This window comes from Synechococcus sp. A18-25c (genome assembly GCF_014280035.1).
Lineage (GTDB): Bacteria > Cyanobacteriota > Cyanobacteriia > PCC-6307 > Cyanobiaceae > Synechococcus_C.
This window is the reverse complement of sequence record NZ_CP047957.1, coordinates 32,226-50,779: the sequence shown is the minus strand read 5'-3', so window position 1 is coordinate 50,779 and position 18,554 is coordinate 32,226. Positions and strand designations below refer to the sequence as shown.

The 18,554-nt window shown below is 60.4% G+C and carries 22 protein-coding genes and 1 tRNA gene; 12 read left to right on the top strand and 11 right to left on the bottom strand.

The window, feature by feature from the left end; translation table 11 throughout:
• Positions 1-14 precede the first annotated feature (14 nt).
• Positions 15-1,163 (top strand): glycosyltransferase family 1 protein, encoded by a 1,149-nt coding sequence (locus SynA1825c_RS00250; RefSeq protein ID WP_186469784.1) that lies wholly within the window; start codon positions 15-17, stop codon positions 1,161-1,163.
• 15 nt (positions 1,164-1,178) lie between these two features.
• Here SynA1825c_RS00250 and mrdA read toward each other — a convergent pair whose 3' ends face one another.
• The 5 genes from mrdA to cbiD all read right to left on the bottom strand — a co-directional run bounded on the left by mrdA (position 1,179) and on the right by cbiD (position 6,911).
• The gene (gene mrdA / locus SynA1825c_RS00245) at positions 1,179-2,984 is read right to left on the bottom strand and encodes a penicillin-binding protein 2 (protein WP_186469783.1); all 1,806 of its coding nucleotides are present in this window, start codon (positions 2,982-2,984) and stop codon (positions 1,179-1,181) included.
• 5 nt (positions 2,985-2,989) lie between these two features.
• Entirely contained in the window at positions 2,990-3,403 is a 414-nt protein-coding gene (locus SynA1825c_RS00240; RefSeq protein ID WP_186469782.1) for a hypothetical protein, read from the bottom strand.
• Positions 3,404-3,422: 19 nt separating this feature from the next.
• On the bottom strand, positions 3,423-4,034 hold the full coding sequence (locus SynA1825c_RS00235) for a hypothetical protein (protein ID WP_186469781.1): 612 nt from the start codon (positions 4,032-4,034) through the stop codon (positions 3,423-3,425).
• Positions 4,035-4,097: 63 nt separating this feature from the next.
• On the bottom strand, positions 4,098-5,684 hold the full coding sequence (gene guaA, locus SynA1825c_RS00230) for a glutamine-hydrolyzing GMP synthase (RefSeq protein ID WP_186469780.1): 1,587 nt from the start codon (positions 5,682-5,684) through the stop codon (positions 4,098-4,100).
• 51 nt (positions 5,685-5,735) lie between these two features.
• Positions 5,736-6,911, bottom strand: coding sequence for a cobalt-precorrin-5B (C(1))-methyltransferase CbiD (gene cbiD, locus SynA1825c_RS00225; protein ID WP_186470910.1), 1,176 nt, complete (start codon positions 6,909-6,911; stop codon positions 5,736-5,738).
• Positions 6,912-6,964: 53 nt separating this feature from the next.
• Here cbiD and SynA1825c_RS00220 point away from each other — a divergent pair, with 53 nt between their 5' ends.
• Both SynA1825c_RS00220 and SynA1825c_RS00215 read left to right on the top strand, forming a co-directional pair.
• Entirely contained in the window at positions 6,965-8,116 is a 1,152-nt protein-coding gene (locus SynA1825c_RS00220; RefSeq protein WP_186469779.1) for an alanine--glyoxylate aminotransferase family protein, read from the top strand.
• Between the two features lie 53 nt (positions 8,117-8,169).
• Positions 8,170-8,241 (top strand) — tRNA-Gly (locus SynA1825c_RS00215).
• Positions 8,242-8,648: 407 nt separating this feature from the next.
• On the opposite strand, the gene SynA1825c_RS00210 is transcribed toward SynA1825c_RS00215, so the two are convergent.
• Together SynA1825c_RS00210 and SynA1825c_RS00205 are read right to left on the bottom strand one after the other, a co-directional pair.
• The gene (locus tag SynA1825c_RS00210) at positions 8,649-8,891 is read right to left on the bottom strand and encodes a hypothetical protein (RefSeq protein WP_186471250.1); all 243 of its coding nucleotides are present in this window, start codon (positions 8,889-8,891) and stop codon (positions 8,649-8,651) included.
• A 38-nt stretch (positions 8,892-8,929) separates the two neighbouring features.
• Positions 8,930-9,241, bottom strand: a complete 312-nt coding sequence (locus SynA1825c_RS00205; RefSeq protein ID WP_186469778.1) for a chemotaxis protein — start codon at positions 9,239-9,241, stop codon at positions 8,930-8,932.
• A 119-nt stretch (positions 9,242-9,360) separates the two neighbouring features.
• Here SynA1825c_RS00205 and SynA1825c_RS00200 point away from each other — a divergent pair, with 119 nt between their 5' ends.
• The 3 genes from SynA1825c_RS00200 to SynA1825c_RS00190 all read left to right on the top strand — a co-directional run bounded on the left by SynA1825c_RS00200 (position 9,361) and on the right by SynA1825c_RS00190 (position 10,777).
• Positions 9,361-9,876, top strand: a complete 516-nt coding sequence (locus SynA1825c_RS00200) for an AbrB family transcriptional regulator (protein ID WP_186470909.1) — start codon at positions 9,361-9,363, stop codon at positions 9,874-9,876.
• Positions 9,877-9,944: 68 nt separating this feature from the next.
• Entirely contained in the window at positions 9,945-10,352 is a 408-nt protein-coding gene (locus tag SynA1825c_RS00195; RefSeq protein WP_186469777.1) for a DUF6554 family protein, read from the top strand.
• Positions 10,353-10,399: 47 nt separating this feature from the next.
• Positions 10,400-10,777 (top strand): hypothetical protein, encoded by a 378-nt coding sequence (locus SynA1825c_RS00190; RefSeq protein WP_186469776.1) that lies wholly within the window; start codon positions 10,400-10,402, stop codon positions 10,775-10,777.
• Here the strand turns inward: SynA1825c_RS00190 and SynA1825c_RS00185 are convergent.
• The gene (locus tag SynA1825c_RS00185) at positions 10,732-12,240 is read right to left on the bottom strand and encodes a DEAD/DEAH box helicase (RefSeq protein ID WP_186470908.1); all 1,509 of its coding nucleotides are present in this window, start codon (positions 12,238-12,240) and stop codon (positions 10,732-10,734) included. The genes SynA1825c_RS00190 and SynA1825c_RS00185 overlap by 46 nt on opposite strands.
• A gap of 259 nt (positions 12,241-12,499) precedes the next feature.
• Between SynA1825c_RS00185 and SynA1825c_RS00180 the strand changes: the two genes are divergently transcribed.
• Positions 12,500-12,931, top strand: a complete 432-nt coding sequence (locus SynA1825c_RS00180) for an HNH endonuclease (protein ID WP_186469775.1) — start codon at positions 12,500-12,502, stop codon at positions 12,929-12,931.
• Positions 12,932-12,943: 12 nt separating this feature from the next.
• Here SynA1825c_RS00180 and SynA1825c_RS00175 read toward each other — a convergent pair whose 3' ends face one another.
• The gene (locus SynA1825c_RS00175) at positions 12,944-13,138 is read right to left on the bottom strand and encodes a serine protease inhibitor (protein WP_255478408.1); all 195 of its coding nucleotides are present in this window, start codon (positions 13,136-13,138) and stop codon (positions 12,944-12,946) included.
• A 72-nt stretch (positions 13,139-13,210) separates the two neighbouring features.
• Between SynA1825c_RS00175 and SynA1825c_RS00170 the strand changes: the two genes are divergently transcribed.
• From SynA1825c_RS00170 to pdxA, 3 genes are read left to right on the top strand one after another with little or no spacing between them, the layout of a single operon-like run.
• A complete protein-coding gene (locus SynA1825c_RS00170) occupies positions 13,211-14,182 on the top strand; it encodes an SDR family oxidoreductase (RefSeq protein WP_186469774.1) in 972 nt (323 codons plus the stop codon).
• Between the two features lie 16 nt (positions 14,183-14,198).
• A complete protein-coding gene (locus SynA1825c_RS13565; RefSeq protein ID WP_255476997.1) occupies positions 14,199-14,324 on the top strand; it encodes a hypothetical protein in 126 nt (41 codons plus the stop codon).
• Positions 14,293-15,324: a 4-hydroxythreonine-4-phosphate dehydrogenase PdxA gene (gene pdxA / locus SynA1825c_RS00165; RefSeq protein WP_186469773.1), complete on the top strand. Its 1,032-nt coding sequence runs from the start codon at positions 14,293-14,295 to the stop codon at positions 15,322-15,324. Before SynA1825c_RS13565 ends, pdxA begins: the two co-directional genes overlap by 32 nt.
• Here pdxA and accB read toward each other — a convergent pair.
• Positions 15,311-15,799 carry an acetyl-CoA carboxylase biotin carboxyl carrier protein gene (accB, locus tag SynA1825c_RS00160; protein ID WP_186469772.1) on the bottom strand — a complete coding sequence of 163 codons (489 nt, stop codon included), beginning with the start codon at positions 15,797-15,799 and terminating at the stop codon, positions 15,311-15,313. The two genes, pdxA and accB, sit on opposite strands and share 14 nt — an antisense overlap.
• A gap of 2 nt (positions 15,800-15,801) precedes the next feature.
• Positions 15,802-16,365: an elongation factor P gene (gene efp / locus SynA1825c_RS00155; protein ID WP_186469771.1), complete on the bottom strand. Its 564-nt coding sequence runs from the start codon at positions 16,363-16,365 to the stop codon at positions 15,802-15,804.
• 77 nt (positions 16,366-16,442) lie between these two features.
• Here efp and SynA1825c_RS00150 point away from each other — a divergent pair, with 77 nt between their 5' ends.
• Positions 16,443-17,516 (top strand): peptidylprolyl isomerase, encoded by a 1,074-nt coding sequence (locus SynA1825c_RS00150; protein WP_186470906.1) that lies wholly within the window; start codon positions 16,443-16,445, stop codon positions 17,514-17,516.
• Between the two features lie 5 nt (positions 17,517-17,521).
• On the top strand, positions 17,522-18,508 hold the full coding sequence (thiL, locus tag SynA1825c_RS00145) for a thiamine-phosphate kinase (RefSeq protein ID WP_186469770.1): 987 nt from the start codon (positions 17,522-17,524) through the stop codon (positions 18,506-18,508).
• Positions 18,509-18,554: the final 46 nt, after the last annotated feature.

Here is an 18,554-nt window from a genome sequence, read left to right as displayed (position 1 = left end):
ATCGGGGTTCCTCCTTGAAAATCGCCTTCTTCACTGAAACCTTCCTGCCGAAGGTCGACGGCATTGTCACCCGACTCACCAAGACGGTGAAGCATCTGGTGGATGCCGGCGATGAGGTGATCGTGTTCTGCCCTGAGGGCTGCCCCGATCACTACATGGGAGCGCGACTGATTGGGGTGCCCGCCATGCCGTTGCCGCTCTACCCCGAGCTGAAGCTGGCACTACCCCGCCCAGCCGTCTCTGAAGCCATTGATGACTTCCAGCCCGACCTCATCCATGTAGTCAACCCAGCTGTGCTCGGGCTGGGGGGGATCTGGCTGGCGAAGACCAAATCGATCCCATTAGTCGCCAGCTATCACACCCATCTGCCCAAGTACTTAGAGCACTACGGCATGGGCATGCTCGAGCCCCTGCTCTGGGAACTGCTCAAAGCAGCACACAATCAAGCCTTGCTCAACCTCTGCACCTCCACCGCCATGGTGCAGGAACTGAGCGACAAAGGAATTCAGCACACCGATCTTTGGCAGCGAGGGGTCGACACCGATTTATTTCGGCCCCAGTTGCGCAGCGACGCCATGCGTCAGCGGCTGCTGGGCAAGCACGACGACCGGGGCGCCCTGCTGCTGTACGTCGGTCGTCTCTCGGCCGAAAAACAGATTGAACGGATCCGGCCGGTGCTGGAAGCCCTCCCGGACGCCCGCTTGGCACTGGTGGGCGATGGCCCCCACCGCCAGCAATTGGAAAAACATTTCGCCGACACGGCCACCACGTTTGTCGGCTATCTGGCTGGTGAAGAGCTGGCGAGCGCCTATGCCAGCGGTGATGCGTTCCTCTTCCCATCCAGCACCGAAACCCTTGGCCTGGTGCTGCTGGAAGCCATGGCGGCAGGCTGTCCGGTGGTCGGAGCCAACCGCGGCGGCATCCCCGACATCATCACGGATGGCTCCAATGGCTGTCTGTACGAACCCGGCGGTGCCGATGGCGGTGCCGCGAGCCTAATCCAAGCCACACGCCGCCTGCTGGGCAACGATCTGGAACGACAGGCCCTTCGCAAGGCAGCCCGCGATGAAGCCGAGCGCTGGGGTTGGGCCGGAGCCACCGAACAACTGCGCGGCTACTACCGCGGTGTTTTGCAGCAACAGGATCTCAATGTGGCCGCCTGATTCAGGTCTGCCTGATCAGGACTGGGTGCGGGTGCGGTTCCACACCTCCATCACCTTTTTGGCCATCGGCAGCGCGTGCACGGAACCCCCGCCAGGTGTGTTCTGCGCGAAGGCCACGATCACAATCTGCCCTTCCGGATAAGGGGCATAGGTGGCGAACCAGGCATGGTCTGGGCCACCCGTGCTGTCTTCAGCCGTGCCGGTCTTGCCTCCAGCCGAAGGGATGCCGGGGCCATTGAGGCCGAAACCGGTGCCCTCCGACACCACCTTGCGCAGACCCTCACGGATGGTGTTCAACGTGGTTGGCTGAATCAGCACCTTGGTGCGACGGGGTGGCTCAGTCCAATTCAGTCCCTGATCCGCCAGGTGAGGGGTGACGAGCCACCCTCCGTTGGCAAACACGGAGTAAGCCCGGGCTAACTGCAGCGGCGTGATCTGCACCACCGACTGACCGATGGATGCACTGGCCATGTCTTCTGGAATCCAGGGCGTTGAACCGGGTTCAGCCCAGCCGCGGCCGGACGCGGCCCAGGCCTCATCACCCACCAGACCGATGTTTTCCTCCCAACCGATCTCGATGCCGGTTTTCCGCTGAAAACCAAGGGCATCCGCAGCCTTCTTCAAAGCCAAAGAGCCCGCCCCCACTCCCACCTGATAGAAGAAGGTGTTGCTGGAAAAGCGCAGGGCATCGGCATAGCCGATCAGGCCGAAACCAGCACCGTTGTGGTCGGGGAAGCAATGACCGCCATAGGTAATGCAGGCCGTGGTGTTGAGCTTCGTATCCGGGGGGAATTTGCCCGATTCCATTCCGGCCATGGCCGTGACCGCTTTCCAGGTGCTGCCAGGGTCGTAGGCATTCATGGCCCGACTAAGCAATGGCTTCTTGGGATTGGAAAACAGCGCGTCGTACTCCGTCTGGGTGGTGACGAGCTTGGAGAAGAAGTTGGGGTCGAAGGTGGGTTTGCTGGCCAAAGCAAGGATCGCGCCAGTGTTGGGGTCCATCGCGACGATGGCGCCACCAGGTTTATCAGCCAGCGCCTGCTCAGCAGCCTTCTGAAGATCGAGATCGAGGGTGAGGGTGAGGTCTTTGCCGGCCACTGACGGGCGATCACCGAGATGGCGCTGGACCTCGCCCATGGCATTCACCTCCAGCATCTGGCCGCCCCAGGCACCGCGGAGATGACTTTCATAGGCCGCTTCCACACCAATCCGGCCAATGCGATCGCGGATCTTGTAGCCCTTCTCAGCGAGTGTTTCGTACTCGCTCTCGGTGATCGGCTGGGTGTAGCCAAGGGTGTGGGCCGCCAGCGTTCCATGGGGGTAATACCGCAGGATGTCCACATCCACCTGCGCTCCCTTGAGACCCAGAGACTGCTCTTGGAACCGGAGCACCTGCTCCGGCTTCAGATCAGTCGCCAGATTGATGCGATAACCATCACGGGCTACACCGCTACCGCGTCGCTGATCGAGCTCGGCCGCATCAAGATCAAGGAGTTGCGCCAGACGATCCCGCAGGTCCGGCCAGGACGCATCGTCCACTAAGCGCGGCTCCACGTAGAGGGAATAAGTCAACTTGCTGGAGGCCAGCACCCGCCCTTTGCGATCAAGCAGACGACCACGCGTCGGGGAACGGGGCACCAGGCGGATGCGGTTCTCATCCGCCAACTGGCGATAGCGCTTGCCCTCCAGCACCTGCAGCCACACCAAGCGGGACACCATCGCTGCTGTCACCAGCAGCACCAGAGTGAGCAGCACTAACGGCTGCTGCCGCAGACCGCTCTGACGCTGACCGTCCCGTTGCGACAGGCCCGAGCGTGCCATTCCGCTCAGCTCTCCGGCGCCATCAAGGCATCGAGACGCTTCAAGCGATCTTCGATCCGGCCCAGCACTGTCTGAAGCTGCTCAGGGGACATCTCCAGAGCATCGGCACGATCCGATGACGGTTCGCCCGCGGCATCGATCACCTCAGCCGCCGCATCAGGCTCATTCACCTCCACCTGCACGGTCATCACGGGATTGCCGAGGCCTGGGCTGATCTGATCCAGCCGCTCACGCACCTCCCGGGCCGCTGGTTCACCCTGCTTGCGCAGATCACCCAAAGGGTCCTCCCCTTTGGCCACGGATTCCACCGCTTTGGCTGCACCATCCGTGCGAACGCGATCCACAAAAGCCAGACCCATCGGCAGCACGTCCTGCATCAGGGTCAGGCGAAAGGAGTCGAGAGGTTGGCTGTCGGCCATTAAACAAGGCCCTCAACGATCAACGAACTCCAGTCTGCTGCGCTGGAGGCACAAGTGCCGGACAACTGGCACGGGAGGATCCCAACGACCAGCCGATCACGCCAGAGATCACCACCAAGGCCACCATCGGTGCCAGTGCCTGATGGGTGGTGTCGAGGGCAATCCATTCCGACCAGCCCCGCAGGAAACGATCACGGGCAAAACGACGCTTCTCACGACTCTCCAACCGTGCACGCCGCTTGTATGACTTCTCAACCCAGCGCTCAAAGGAACGCTTCTTGGTGATCGCCATCTTGCGCTCCACCTCCAGCAGCTGCCCGGAGGTGAGTTCAGGATGAAAGGTGCCGATTAGCTCCAGGCTCTTGAGGAACATCTCGACAGCGCCGTCCTTAATGTCCTGATCGGAGACATCAAGCAACGCCCAGTCCAATTCAGGGTAGAAGCGGCTGCGATTCTGCTGAATCTGATCCTCATTCAGCTGACCGGGCTCGCGCAGCCAACGATCGGTGTTGCTGTCAAAACGACGCCAGTAGAGAAAAGGATTGATGTAGACGGTCTTGCCTGCCAGCTGGATGCTGTCCTGCTGCAGACGTCGCTGGAGTTGCTGATCCTGCTGTTGGGCAGCGGTCACACGCTTCAGGCCGGGGACTCAGGGTATCGGCGCTGAGCGCGACCCACCAGCCCCCTTGAAGACCTATTCCCACTCGATCGTGCCGGGAGGCTTGCTGGTGATGTCGAGAACAACGCGGTTGACCCCGTTCACTTCATTGACGATGCGATTGGAGATCGTCTCCATCAGGTCGTAGGGCAAGCGCGACCAGTCAGCGGTCATGCCGTCCTCACTGGAGACGCAGCGCAACACGATCGGCCAGGCATAGGTGCGCTTGTCACCCATCACACCCACGGAACGCACGGGCAGCAGCACAGCAAACGCCTGCCAGATGTCGTGATAGAGGCCCGCCTGCTTTACCTCCTCACGCACGATCAGATCGGCATCCCGCAGGCAATCGAGCTTCTCAGCCGTGACCTCTCCAAGGATGCGGATAGCCAGACCAGGGCCAGGGAAGGGATGACGGCGCACGATCTCTTCCGGCAGACCAAGAGAGCGACCCACCTTGCGCACTTCATCCTTGAAGAGCTTGCGCAGGGGCTCCACCAGCTTGAACTGGAGATCCTTAGGCAAGCCGCCCACGTTGTGATGGCTCTTGATCTTCACCGCCACCCGTTCACCCGTCTTGGGATCCACGTTGGTGCCGGCACTCTCGATCACATCGGGATAGAGCGTGCCCTGGGCCAGGTAATCGAAAGGTCCGAGACGCTTGCTCTCCTCTTCAAACACCCGGATGAATTCCGTACCGATGATCTTGCGCTTCTGCTCGGGATCCGTAATGTCCTTGAGCTTCTCAAGGAAGCGCTCACGAGCGTGGATGTACTCCACATGGATGTTGAACTTGCGATCGAAGAACTCCATGAGGAACTCCGGTTCGCCTTTTCGCATGAAGCCCTGGTCAATGAACATGCAGGTGAGCTGATCCCCGATGGCCTTCTTCAGCAGAAAGGCAAGGGTGGATGAATCCACACCACCCGACAGCGCCAACAGCACGCGCTTGTCGCCCACCTGATGACGCACCTGCTGGACGGCTTCCTCAATAAAGGCGTCGGTGGTCCAGTCAGGATCACATCCACAAATGTGGTAGACGAAATTGCGGATCATGGCCATGCCGCAGGTGGAGTGCACCACCTCGGGGTGAAACTGCACCCCGTACAGACGCCGATCGTGGTGGGCGACCGCCGCTTCCGGGGTATTGGCCGTGTGCGCAAGGCGCACAAATCCCTCAGGGAGCGCCTGCACGGAATCGCCGTGACTCATCCACATCGTGGATCCGTTGTCCACGTTGGTGAGCAGATCGGTGGGATCGTCCACCTCGAGCGGTGCCTTTCCGTACTCGGCCTTACCGGTGGCCGCCACCACGCGACCGCCCAGCTGCTGCACCATCAACTGCATGCCGTAACAGACCCCGAGCACGGGAATGCCCAGCGACCAAATCTCGGGATCGCAGAGGGGCGCACCTTCGGCATAAACCGAGCTGGGACCACCGCTGAGGATGATTCCCTTCGGAGACAGCTTGCGCAACTCTTCCGCCGATGTGCTGTAGCCCAGCACCACGGAAAACACCTCGGTCTCGCGCACCCGACGTGCAATCAGTTCGGAGTACTGGGAGCCGAAATCAAGGATGACGATGGCCGGCTGACGCTGACCTTCACTCGAAACCTGAGACATCTCGCACGTGATCCGTGGAACGGGAGATCGCTGAACACGATCGCCAATCCATCAGCGTAGAGAAGGGCCTCCACTTTCACCGCCCAGCAAGGGCTCCAGACTCAGGCCCGCATGGCCCAGCATCCGCAGGCCTTCAGGGCCTGCCCAGCGCAGCTGACGATCACGACTGAACAAGGCAGCGCCAATCGCCATGGCCGGACAGCCATAGCGCTGCAAGTAGCCCTGACTGCGCTGCTCAACTGCCCCAGCCATGGACATCCAAAGCGCTCTGGCTTGGCCTGCATCCTGCGAGGCGAGCCATTCCCAGGCCTGCTCCAGCGATGCGACCTGCAGCAAGGGACGGATGCGCTCCGTGCTCAGGCCCTGCTGCACCGCCAGAGCGGCCAACACCTCAAAGCGGGCATCCGCCAGGTGGTGATGGGTGTGAAAAATCCCTCCGGCCAGTTTGATCAGTTTTCCGTGGTAACCAAGCAGAAGCAATTCGCGGACACCAGCTTCGGCCGCGGCCACCAACACCGGACCGATCCAGTTCCCCGCCTTCAGCACCGGTTGCTGCTGGGACAAACCAAGTTGATGGGCCAGATCCATTCCGTTTTCACCGATTACCAGGGTGAGCTGTCCAGCAAAGCCAGACTGAGATGCCAGCTCTGTTAACTGGGCCAACAGCAACTCCAGTTGATCAGGCGATGCACTGGTCTGCACCTCAGCCTGCGTTCCGATCAGCGCCAGACCGTCCACCACCCCAAACGCTGCATTGCTGGTGCGCAAGGCCAACTCCTGGCCACGGGGCAGCACCACCTCCAACTCCAGAGCGGACTCCACTGTGAGCAGATCCGTGAGGTTGAGGTCCAGCAACTCCCGAGCGAACCCGGAAATGCAGAGCCCGCCGTCCTGGACGTGCCGTCCAACGCCAGCACCGGCTGTCACTTGAAACCCGCGTCCAGGAGCAGATGTGCGGGCTGCACGCACCCAGATCTCCAGACCGCGCGTGAGATCAAGCCCTCGGCCTGGGTCACAGACCGTGATGGCCAGCGCCTGAGTCCCATCCTCCAGGCGAGCAGCAGCCCAAACAGGCACAGAACGAGACGCCTGTTCGCCTGGGATTCTTAGTTCAACGCTTGCAGGCGCAGCACCACCCTGCAGCACCAGCACAGCCGCGCGCGCTGCAGCCGCCACCCAAACGGGCAAGGTCAACCCGGTTGCAGACACAGCAGACGTCTCAGCGATGAGGAGAAGAGCGGATCGTTTTTTAGGATGGACGATTGGCACTCCTTGAGCCCGTGCAGGACAAGCTCACCCTGATGATCCCCGGGCCCACCCCGGTGCCCGAAACGGTTCTCAAGGCCATGGGCCGGCACCCGATCGGTCACCGCAGCGGTGAATTCCAGGCCGTGGTGGAGCGCACCACCGCCCAACTGTGCTGGCTGCACCAAACCAGCAGCGACGTGTTGGTGATCACCGGCAGCGGCACGGCCGCCATGGAAGCCGGAATTATCAACACCGTCAGCCGCGGCGACAAGGTGCTCTGCGGCGACAACGGCAAGTTCGGCGAACGCTGGGTGAAAGTGGCCCGCGCCTACGGGCTCGAGGTGGAGGTGGTGAAGGCCGAATGGGGCCAACCCCTCAACCCTGAGGCCTTCCGGGCTGCCCTGGAAGCAGACACCGCCAAAGCCATCAAGGCAGTGATCCTCACCCACTCGGAAACCTCCACAGGCGTGATCAACGACCTGGAGGCGATCAGTGCTCACGTGAACGCTCACGGCACCGCCCTCACCATCGCGGATTGCGTCACCAGTCTTGGGGCCACCAATGTCCCGATGGATGCCTGGGGACTGGATGTGGTGGCATCAGGGTCACAGAAGGGCTACATGATGCCCCCGGGTCTGAGCTTTGTGGCCATGAGCGAACGCGCCTGGCAGGCCTATGAGCGATCCAATCTGCCCAAGTTTTATCTGGATCTCGGTCCTTACCGAAAAACAGCTGCCAAAAACAGCAACCCTTTCACACCAGCAGTCAATCTCTATTTCGCTCTTGACGCGGCTCTGGAGATGATGCAAGCCGAAGGCCTGGACGCAATCTTTGCCCGCCATGCCCGCCATCGCGACGCCTCACTGGCTGCAATGAAAGCGATCGGACTGCCGCTGTTCGCAGCGGAAGGTCACGGAAGTCCTGCCATCACCGCTGTCGCTCCTGACGGCATCGATGCTGAACAGCTGCGCAAGGCCGTCAAAGACCGCTACGACATTCTTCTCGCTGGTGGCCAGGACCACCTCAAAGGCAAAGTGTTCCGCATCGGTCATCTGGGATTTGTGTGCGATCGCGATGTGCTCACCGCTGTAGCAGCCATTGAATCGGTCCTCCAATCCCTTGGACTGCATAAAGGAACGATGGGTGCAGGTGTGAGCGCAGCTTCACTAGCTTTGAGTCGCTGAGTGACACAATTCGGCACTTCGAAGCTATAGACATGAGTTAAAATCATGTCTGTGCGGGTGTAATTCAGTGGTAGAATGTCAGCTTCCCAAGCTGAACGTCGCCGGTTCGAATCCGGTCACCCGCTTGCAAACATTGAGCGGTTGTTCGCGTTTAACTTCGATTTCCCCAATTTGAGGCTGTAGGTCGTGGCTTGATTAGCTGCATCACCTGGGGGCCGACACTGCCGGCACGACGCTCCTGATCAAGAGCTTTGAGGATGGTTTGGGCCGAACCAGCAATATTCCCTTCCTCCGCTTGCACTCGTGCCTGCTCAAGACACTGACGTGCACGAACCAATAATTGCTCCCGATCGAGATCGGATGACGGAAGCGTTAAAACCGACTTCACCGACGCTGTCACTTCAACACAACATTCATCAGATGGATATTAACAAGTGATCTTGAATTTCAACAATGCACCAACAACAAATGCAAGTATTTCCTTGATGCGATCGATCCCGATATGAAAAGCCCGCTGACGTGACTGCCACTGTCAGGTCCCAGGCTCCTCAGCATTCCCACCCAATGCAGCAATCTGTTGACGCAGAAGTTCAGAACGGCTGCTGTCACCGCGTGTCATGGCCACTGCAAGAGCAAACTCCAGCTTTTCGAGCTGGTGACCTCCCTCGTAGAAACCCTTGGGCCCAGGGGATGCCAGCGAAGCCGAAGCATGAGGACTCCGGTGGCCACGACCAGAGCCGCTATTACCGGATGTGGAGAGAGTTGTTGGTGCCATGGATGGCTTTCTTTTCATTTTGACACTTTTGACCCCTCTTATGCAGCCATCTGCAGGTCCGCATCTCCGGACTCAAATGCAGGACTTTCAGCACCGGCCGTCTCATCATGGCTCTCAGGCTCCGAACTGCTCAGCAATTCTTGGCAGTCGAGCAGCAACTGATCCACATCATCAAGACGTTGCAGCTCATCAGCCGGCATGGACTCCGACTGACTGCGCTGGTGGCGCATCTCCAGCTCGAGAGTTTCCAGTCGTTGTTCCAACTTCACGAGGCGTTGAGACAACGCATTAAGCATCTGCGCAACATCCTCAGCGGTTCGCGTGATGCGGAAGGAGACGGACTGACTCATCCGGAAAGGGAAGGGTGCTGGCCCGATAACAACACATGCATCTCTCAGGCTCAAGAGAGACGTTGACAAACAACGACAGCTCTGCATTCAGACTGACAGCATTGATGCACGCGGGTGCAATGCCTCCTTTGATGACCCTGCTGATCTACGTGCTGGCCGGGATCGGCATAGGACTGCTGGCACTTTGCACCGGCCTTCCCGCGGCTCCTCTGGCCGGGGCGCTGCTGGGAGCCGCCCTGGTGAGCATGAGCGGTCGCATTGAGACCGCCCAATGGCCAGCAGGCACCCGCACGGCTCTAGAAATCGGCATCGGCACCGTGATCGGCACCGGACTGACACGAGCATCGCTGGAGCAGTTGCAAAGCCTCTGGAAACCGGCCGTTCTGATCACCCTCACGCTGGTGATGACGGGACTGGTCGTCGGGCTGTGGGCGAGTCGGCTCCTGGGGGTCGACCCCCTAATCACCCTCTTGGGAGCTGCACCAGGCGGCATTAGCGGCATGAGTCTGGTGGGTGCGAATTACGGCGTTGGCGCTGCCGTGGCTGCGCTGCACGCTGTACGTCTGATCACCGTTCTCTTGGTGCTCCCACTGATGGTGAAACTGCTGACACCGCTGGGAGTCGGCAATTCCTGAGTCCACCCAGCTCTGGACAGAAAAACCCGAGCCGATACGTTGGCGCAGACCGATTGTTCTGTCCATCGATGGCCAGCCTCCGCACCCGCCTTGCTCTCCTTCTTCCCATGGCCGGGATGCTGCTGGCCGCTGGTCCTGCTGAAGCCGCTGCGGCCGGTCCGGCCCAGAAAGGGGCTCAGATGTATTGCTTCATGCGCAGCAACGGCAACAACCACGAGGTGAGCTGGGAAGCGTCCTACGCCTTAATCAAGCGGCAGAGCAGTGGACTGTTCAAAACATCTCCGGAACATGCCGCCGTCATGATCGCCGAAGCGGTGGTGGCCGACCCGGGCAACTACCCCGACTGCGGCAAATACCTCGGAGATCTCTTTGGTGGCTCCCAGAACAGCAGCTCAAGCTTCAACAACTCTTCGGTCGGTGCCAGTGACTCAGGAACATCGGAGAGCTGGGATGCTACTGAGCGGTACAGCTACTGATCACCGTGTTGCAAAAAAGGCTTGGGCTTCGGCATCCCGCCCGAATAATGCCAGCCCTGGTGTTGGCAGGGCTGCTGCTTTTGATCCAGGCCTGCGTCCGAGGTGGCGAAACGGCGAAGCCGACCAACGATCCTGAATTGGCCGCTTCCAGCTGCCTGGAGGGGCTCGACCTTCAGCGTCTTGATGAAGCGCTCAATCATTGCAATGCCGTGGTGAAAGGCCACCCCGGCAATCCCATCCCGCTGACCGACCGCTCGTTAATTCATACTCTGATCGGACGTGATGACGAAGCCTGTGCCGACGTGAAGCAGGCCTCAGCCCTGCTGGCCAAAGGTGACCAACGCCACGATCCGATGCTGAAACATGAGCTGACCGTCCGTCAGCAATCCTGCAAACAGCGCGCCACCATGGCCGGCAACGGTTGACGATCAAGCTTGACCTGGCGGGGTCCCAAGAGCAGTTCAATCCGGTTGGCCTTGCTGGCCACCAAGGCATCCACGAGCTGATCCGCCAGACCCAACTGCAACCAGTGGCTGGTGAGACCACCATCCATGCCGATGCGGTGACAGCGATCTTCCGCCTGTTCCACGTCACCAGGGGTCCAGGGTCGTTCGAGCAACACCACGTGACGGGCCCGGTGGAGGGTGAATCCCAAGCCACCCGCTCCATAGGTGGCCAGCAACAGGTCCGAATCGCCGACTTGAAAGCGGTCTACCGCCTCCTGGCGTTGCTCGGGTTTCTGCCGGCCGGTTAGCAGTTCGCCACCAAGATCCTCCTGAAGCAGCTGAAGTGGGCTCACAAAGGAACTGAACAAGACAATGGCCTCTCCTGTACTGCGTAACTTCTGCACCAGGCTGCGGGCCGCCGGCAGCTTGAACTCCGCTGCGATCATGCGCATGGAGGTGAGAACAGCCAGGGATTCAGCATCGGAGCGGACCTCACCAGCCAACACGCGATGGCGATAGTCCTCCACCACCAGACGCAAGCGGTGATCCAGCCCTCGGTTCTGATCTGCCGCCAGGGAAACCGAGTGCATTTGTCGCGTCTTCGCCGGAAGACCGAGAACTGACTGCTTCCGGCGGTGCAACACGAGGGGGCGGGTGAGATGACGCAATTCCTCCAGGCGGCTGGCACCATCAGCGCGCCAGCGGCGCTGACCACCACTCTCACTCCAATGTCCCTGACAGAAGATCTCTTCAAAGGCCTTCTGATCACGCGCAATCGGATGATCCATCGCTGCCAGCAGTGGAAAGAACTGAATCGGACGACCGTTGCGGATAGGCGTGCCGGTCAGCATCCACACCGCGCGCAGGCGAGGATGCCGCGCCAGCCTCAAGAACGCCTGCGTGCGCTGCGCCTGCAGAGATTGGGCGTAATGCGCTTCGTCTACCAGTAGCAAGGTGCCGGCCTCTGGCAACGCAACGGGCAACTTGGCCCAGCTGTGCAAGCTGAACTCCAGATCTAACGCTGCAGCTTCGCGGCGCCAATGCGGGTGCAGACCTACGGGCGCAATCACCATCAGGCGCAGCGAGACAGCACGCATTAGCGCCCGGGCCGCCAGCAAGGCAGTGAGCGTTTTTCCAAGTCCCATCTCATCGGCAAGCAACGCCCCACGCCTGGCCAGCAGCCAGCGCGCGCCCGAGCGCTGATGGGGCAACGGCATGCGTCCATCCAACAGCGGTTGATCCAAATCGGCACTGGCCACCAAGACGCGATGGTGCGGAAGCGGTGGAAGCGGATGACGATGCCAGTGAAGCCAGCTCAGCAGCTCCTCTTCAACACGGAAGCGCCCTCCGAAACGCTCAAGTAGCAAATCGGCGGCTGCCAGAGGAAATTCCCAGCCACGACCCGAACCTCTCCAAACACCCCGAGGGCGGATCCTCGCCATTTGAGCATGGGTCACAGCGTCAAAGGGGTAAGTGACCCGCACAAGTCCTGCTGGGGTCAACCCAAGGCAGCAGCAGGAGGCGATTGATGTCGTAGCAAAAAACCAGCAAGAAACACTTTAAGGCTTTGGCCAATAAAAACAAGCCGTTGGACGTTAAAAATCACATTCAAAACAGTCGGGAAAAGATTCAAAAATGCAGCGATGGACACATTGACGATCGCTATGAACCCGTCAGAATTCGACCAACCGAGACATTCGGATGCACAACAGGGATGCGGTCTTCCTCGAAGAACTTTGCCCCAAATTGCGTGTCCGACGATGGCGTCAATCCCTCCACTCTTATACCGGTAAAAGTTGTATTTACTGCGGCAAACCTTCTGAATCTATTGATCACATCCTTCCCCGTGCTCGAGGAGGTTTGAGCGTGACCGAAAATTGTGTTCCAGCATGTCTGTCATGCAATGGTCACAAATCTGACGCTGAAGTGTTCGATTGGTATCGCCGTCAACGCTTCTACGATCCTCGACGGGCAATGGCCATCCGAGCCTGGATGGATGGCGACTTGCGCTTGGCCCTGCGCCTACTCCAGTGGGCACAACCGGAATCATCTCAATCGGTTCCCCCTTCAACCCCAGGCGAACCGTCACTCAACAATCAAGACGACTCCGACTGGATGTTGCAGGTGGCCTGAACGGAGTGCTGTTTACCAGACCCTGCAAGCTTCGACGGAATGATGCTGCTGACAAATCGACGCCTGCTGCTCAGGCTGCTCAGGCGCCAGCAGAAACGCAGCGCCCAGGAGCGCTGACGCCACAAGGGCTTTGACCAGCCTGTCCAAAGGGATCCACTGCCGCTCAAAGGCCCTGATCACACGACTGCCATCACAAGAAGGCAGCATGGAACGCTGTGGAGTCACCAGAGAAAGACAGGAACCAGTCACGACCAAACCATTGCTAATACGTTTGTACTCATGCCTGATCCGCTTGTCAACCGCTGCCGGCCACTGCCTGAAGGCTCAACACTCTGCATCCTTGGAGCCGGCTTCAGTGGTCGCCGTCTCGCGTCCCTCGCCGAAGCAATGGGGATGCGGGTAATCACGACCAGACGCAACCCTGATCCAGGCAGCAAGGCGCTTCCATTCGACAGCGCCAACAACCTGATGCCGCCAGCCTCAGCCTTTGAAGGGGTGACGCATCTGCTGAGCACCATCCCGCCTGGCCGCGAGACCAGCGACCCGGTGTTGCGCACCCTTGGCCCGCTGCTGCAACAACAACCGCTGCGCTGGGTCGGCTATCTCTCCACCACCGGCGTCTACGGCAACACCAATGGAGAGTGGGTTCGCGAAGCGGATCCGCCCAATGCGACGCAGGAGCGCAGCCGGCGACGCCTGGCTTGCGAGCAAGAATGGCTCAAGAGTGGTCTGCCGGTTCAGATTCTGCGACTGCCGGGGATCTACGGCCCAGGACGATCACCACTTGCCGCCGTCAAGGCCGGCACGCTTCAGCCGATCGACAAGCCCGGACAGGTGTTCTGTCGGGTGCACATCGATGACATCGCCGCGGCCTGCCTGCACCTGATGCACTGCTCTGCAGAGGGTCACCATCCAAGCGTGGTGAACGTTTGTGATCACGAACCGGCACCCAGTGCACTCCTCCAACGCCATGCCGCAGAGCTGCAGGGATGCCCGCTGCCGGATGCCAAGCCCTACGGCGAGGCGGAAGCCGAGATGAGCCCCATGGCGCGCTCCTTTTGGGCGGAGAACCGACGGGTCAGCAATGACCTGCTCTGCAAGGAGCTTGGCTACACGATGGTGCATCCAAATTTCCGCAGCGGGCTGGCCCAGTGCCTGGAACAGGAACGGCTCATGGAGCAACAGGTTCCGTCCGCTGCGGGTTCAAGAGCGGCAACTCATGCCACTGCATCGGCCGGTCCGGATCGATGAACGTCAGTCCAGCATCATGCAGCAGCTGACTCCACTGCACCTCCAGCCAACCTTGCCGCAGCGCCGTCCCCAGGCCGTAGAGCAGCAAACCGATCAACAGCCAGCGCAGCATGACCACAACCTCCAATTGCCCCGACGCTAATCAGCGGCTGGTGATTGCCCTCGGTGATCCAGCGGGCATCGGCATGGAAGTGACGCTTAAGGCCCTGGCAGATCCACAACGGCCGGCCAACGTCAGCCCACTATTGGTGGGCTGCAGAGCCAGCCTGGAACGCGCCGCTCAGCAACTCAAGGAACGAACCCAGGCACCCATAGCTGACCCGGATGGCTTGGAGGTGGACGATCAACCCATCCCCGGCGGCCCGCTGGAGCCTGGCAGTGCCGGGAGCATCAGCGGTGCAGCCAGCTTCCAGTGGTTGACCCGGGCCGTGCAGCTGGTGCAACAGGGCCAGGGATGTGCACTGGTAACGGCTCCGATTGCCAAGCACGCCTGGCATGCCGCAGGGCATCGCTATCCCGGACAGACCGAACGCCTCGCAGAACTCGACGGTGGAAAACGGGCCTCCATGTTGTTCACGGCCCTGTCTCCGCAGACGGGATGGCGTCTCAACACGCTGCTGGCCACCACCCACATCCCCCTGCATCAGGTAGCTCTGCGACTGTCCGCTGACCTGGTGGAAGAGAAATTGGATGCGCTGACAAGCTTCTGCCTTCGCTTCAATTCCAACCCCAGGCTGGTGGTGGCGGGTCTCAATCCCCACGCAGGTGAACAGGGTCAACTGGGAACAGAAGAACTGGACTGGCTCATTCCTTTGCTGGAACGTTGGCGGCTTGCGCATCCCAACGTGACATTGCTGGGGCCCATGCCACCGGACAGCTGCTGGCTGAGTGCCGCCCAGGCCTGGAACCAGACACCTGCACCCAACAGCCCGGATGGGCTCTTGGCGCTATACCACGACCAGGGGTTGATCCCCGTCAAACTCCTGGCGTTCGATCAGGCCGTGAACACCACCCTCGGCCTCTCCTTCTTGCGAACGTCACCGGACCATGGCACGGGTTTCGACATCGCCGGTCTAGGAATCGCGCGGTCGGCCAGCATGCTGGCCGCGATCGAGTCGGCCTGGCAACTCAGCCGGGCTTGACACGCATCAAGACCTGACCGAATTCCACAGGCGTGCCGTTATCAACGAGAAGTTCCACGACTTCACCAGACACCTCAGCTTCGAGCTCGTTCATCAGCTTCATCGCTTCGAGGATGCAGATGGTCTGACCGGCCGTAATGCGATTACCAATCTCCACGAACGGAGGTTCACCTGGAGCGGGTGCGCGATAAAAGGTACCCACCATCGGTGCAGTGACATCCACCAAATCCGAGCGGGTGCCGGCAGCAGCTGGAGGTGCCGATGATGCGGTCTCGCCCTGGAGCTGCACATCCATTGGAGGAACTGGAGCAGGGGCAGCCTGGGCCACCGGCATCACTGGTGCCGCAACGGTGGTCACGGGCAGGTTGCGACGCACCTCGAGGCGGAAGTCATCGCCTTCCAGGCGGAACTCCTGGATGTCGCTTTCACCAAGAGCATCCAGCAGCTTGTGAAGCTGGTCGTGATCGAGTTGCATGCTCAGCTGTTCTCCCGGCCCAGATAGGAATCGTTGCGGGTGTCGACTTTGATCTTCTCGCCGATCGAGAGGAAGAGTGGCACCATCACCTGTGCACCGGTTTCGAGGATTGCCGGCTTCGTGCCACCGGTAGCTGTGTCCCCCTTCACCCCAGGATCGGTCTGGGTGATTTCCAGCACCACGGAATTGGGCAGTTCAACCTCGAGGGGCTTCTCATTCCAGGAAACGACACTCACCTCCATCCCTTCCTTGAGGTATTTGCGGCTGTCACCGATCTGCTTGGCCGTGAGACGCGTCTCCTCAAATGACGCCATGTCCATGAACACGTATTCCTCTCCCTCCATATAGGTGTGCTGAAGGGTGGCTTTCTCGAGCATGGCCTGCGGGACCATCTCACCGGCACGGAAGGTCTTTTCCACCACGTTGCCGCTTTGCACAGCCTTGAGCTTGGTACGCACAAATGCAGAGCCCTTGCCTGGCTTCACATGCAGGAACTCGACCACGCGCCACACGGAACCATCAAGCTCGATCGTGGTGCCAGTGCGAAAGTCGTTGCTGGAGATCATTCCCGCCGAACGGTTCAGGGGATCATACGGCTGTGCCAAAGTCCTTTCAGCACCTGGGGTTCTCCTTGGCGATTCGGATGGCGTTTCAACGCCTGACTACGTGGCTTCTCGCTCTCGTGATGGTAGTTGGCATGACCTGGGCCTCACCGGCCTGGGCAGGGCTACCTCAAGGCAATGCCGTGCAGGATCCAGCGGCGATCCTGCGCGATTCGCTGCCGATGGATCAGGAGGACCTTCGCGAACTGCAACATCGGCTGGAAGGCACCAGCGACGACCTGCGTGCCAAGCGCTGGAGCGCTCTGGGCCGAGGGATCAAACGCACCCAATCGGTTCTAAACACCCGACGAAGAACGATCATTGCGGCGGTCCCTGGCGAAGACCAGGCACAGGCTGAACAGATTCTCGATTCGGTGAGCAGCGATCTCGATCGGCTGCAAGCACGTGTCGATGCCTCCGACAAGGCCGGCTTCATCGAAACCCGCCGCCTGGCGCTGAGCCGGATCGGAGACCTCGAAGCGATGTTGATCGACGACCGTCTGCCGGACATCCCCGCAGAGTTCGACAACCTGCCGCGGCTGGCCGGTCGGGCCACCGTCGTCATGACAACCACTCAGGGAGACCTCACCGCAGTTGTCGACGGTTACAACGCTCCGCTGACCGCAGGAGCCTTCATTGACCTGAGCCTGAAGGGCTTCTACGACGGGCTGCCGTTCAATCGAGCTGAAGACTTTTACATCCTGCAGAGCGGTGATCCGGATGGTCCGGAGATCGGCTATGTCGATCCCAAAACCAAGCAGGAACGCCACGTTCCACTGGAAATCAGGGTTCCAGGCGAACCCGACACCTTCTACAACCAGACCTTCGAGGATGTCGGGCTTTACAAGGCCACCCCTGTGCTGCCCTTCGCCACCCTCGGAACGCTGGGTTGGGCGCATTCCGATCAAGCCCTCGATGACGGCTCCTCCCAGTTCTTCTTGTTCCTTTACGAAGCGGAGCTGACGCCCGCTGGTCTGAACCTGGTGGATGGCCGCAACGCTGCCTTCGGTTACGTGGTGGACGGCTTCGATGTGCTCGAAGAACTGGGTGTGGATGATGAAATCCTCAGCGTGAAGGTGGTCGAGGGAGCGGATCGTCTGATGGAGCACGCCTAAGCACCGTGACGGAGACCCTGGGGGATCTGGGTGAAGCGGAGTTGCTGAAGCGACTGGCGCGCTTTGCACCGGACGGTCAACTAAGCGACGACACAGCCTCTCTCCGCTCCGACTCCAGGCCCTTGTTGGTGAACAGCGACGTGCTGGTGGATGGCGTTCATTTCAGTGATGCAACCACCAGCGCAGCGGATGTGGGCTGGCGTGCGGTGGCAGCCAACCTCTCCGATCTTGCCGCCAGCGGAGCCGTTGCCATCGACGGGATCACCGTGACCCTGGTGGCTCCAAGCACCACCCCGTGGAGCTGGGTGGAGGAGCTCTACACAGGCATTGCCGATGGTTTGAGTGAATTCGGAGGGACGTTACTGGGGGGTGACTGTTCCGCAGGCCTCCAGAAACTGGTTTCGATCACAGCCTTGGGGCGTCTGGGACCGCTGCGCCTGCATCGCGGCGAGGCCCGTCCTGGAGACTGGATCGTGACCAGCGGTGCCCATGGGTTGAGCAGGCTTGGCCTGGCACTGCTGCAGAACGATGAGGTTCTGAACACTGCAGATCTCAATCCCCAACTTCGCGCACTGGCAATCGCAACGCATCAACGGCCCATTCCCCGACTGGATGCCCTCGACACCCTTCTGGCCTGCAAACCCGATGGGCTGGCCTGGAGAGCCGGCGGCACCGACAGCAGCGACGGACTGCTGGCGGCTGTAGAAGCTCTCTGCAGAAGCAGTGGTTGCGGTGCTGAACTCACACAGGCCTGGCTGCCGCGAACCCAACACTGGCCCTTCGGTGACCCCTGGGACCAATGGTGTCTGGCAGGAGGTGAGGACTTCGAACTGGTGTTGAGCCTGCCCCCTGCCTGGGCCCAGCGCTGGTTAGAGAAACAGGCAGGGAGCCGACGCATCGGCCGCATCACGGGCGAGAGCAGCACTATCCGCTGGAGCGAAAACGCACAGCCCGTGCAAACCAAAAGTTTCCATCATTTCCGCAACAACTGAAGATCAAGCCATCAAAAAACCCTCCCATTGGGGAGGGTTAAAGATC

Excerpts from the sequence above, each read along its gene's own strand:
- mrdA (WP_186469783.1), bottom strand. The coding sequence starts at position 2,984 with ATGGCACGCTCGGGCCTGTCGCAACGGGACGGTCAGCGTCAGAGCGGT.
- SynA1825c_RS00175 (WP_255478408.1), bottom strand. The coding sequence starts at position 13,138 with ATGCTGCCTTCTTGTGATGGCAGTCGTGTGATCAGGGCCTTTGAGCGG.
- SynA1825c_RS00200 (WP_186470909.1), top strand. The coding sequence starts at position 9,361 with ATGCCTCCTTTGATGACCCTGCTGATCTACGTGCTGGCCGGGATCGGC.
- accB (WP_186469772.1), bottom strand. The coding sequence starts at position 15,799 with ATGCAACTCGATCACGACCAGCTTCACAAGCTGCTGGATGCTCTTGGT.
- SynA1825c_RS13565 (WP_255476997.1), top strand. The coding sequence starts at position 14,199 with ATGCAGCAGCTGACTCCACTGCACCTCCAGCCAACCTTGCCGCAGCGC.
- SynA1825c_RS00180 (WP_186469775.1), top strand. The coding sequence starts at position 12,500 with ATGCACAACAGGGATGCGGTCTTCCTCGAAGAACTTTGCCCCAAATTG.
- SynA1825c_RS00190 (WP_186469776.1), top strand. The coding sequence starts at position 10,400 with ATGCCAGCCCTGGTGTTGGCAGGGCTGCTGCTTTTGATCCAGGCCTGC.
- SynA1825c_RS00240 (WP_186469782.1), bottom strand. The coding sequence starts at position 3,403 with ATGGCCGACAGCCAACCTCTCGACTCCTTTCGCCTGACCCTGATGCAG.
- SynA1825c_RS00195 (WP_186469777.1), top strand. The coding sequence starts at position 9,945 with ATGGCCAGCCTCCGCACCCGCCTTGCTCTCCTTCTTCCCATGGCCGGG.
- SynA1825c_RS00185 (WP_186470908.1), bottom strand. The coding sequence starts at position 12,240 with ATGGCGAGGATCCGCCCTCGGGGTGTTTGGAGAGGTTCGGGTCGTGGC.
- SynA1825c_RS00205 (WP_186469778.1), bottom strand. The coding sequence starts at position 9,241 with ATGAGTCAGTCCGTCTCCTTCCGCATCACGCGAACCGCTGAGGATGTT.
- SynA1825c_RS00170 (WP_186469774.1), top strand. The coding sequence starts at position 13,211 with ATGCCTGATCCGCTTGTCAACCGCTGCCGGCCACTGCCTGAAGGCTCA.
- pdxA (WP_186469773.1), top strand. The coding sequence starts at position 14,293 with ATGACCACAACCTCCAATTGCCCCGACGCTAATCAGCGGCTGGTGATT.
- efp (WP_186469771.1), bottom strand. The coding sequence starts at position 16,365 with ATGATCTCCAGCAACGACTTTCGCACTGGCACCACGATCGAGCTTGAT.
- guaA (WP_186469780.1), bottom strand. The coding sequence starts at position 5,684 with ATGTCTCAGGTTTCGAGTGAAGGTCAGCGTCAGCCGGCCATCGTCATC.
- SynA1825c_RS00150 (WP_186470906.1), top strand. The coding sequence starts at position 16,443 with ATGGCGTTTCAACGCCTGACTACGTGGCTTCTCGCTCTCGTGATGGTA.
- SynA1825c_RS00210 (WP_186471250.1), bottom strand. The coding sequence starts at position 8,891 with ATGGCACCAACAACTCTCTCCACATCCGGTAATAGCGGCTCTGGTCGT.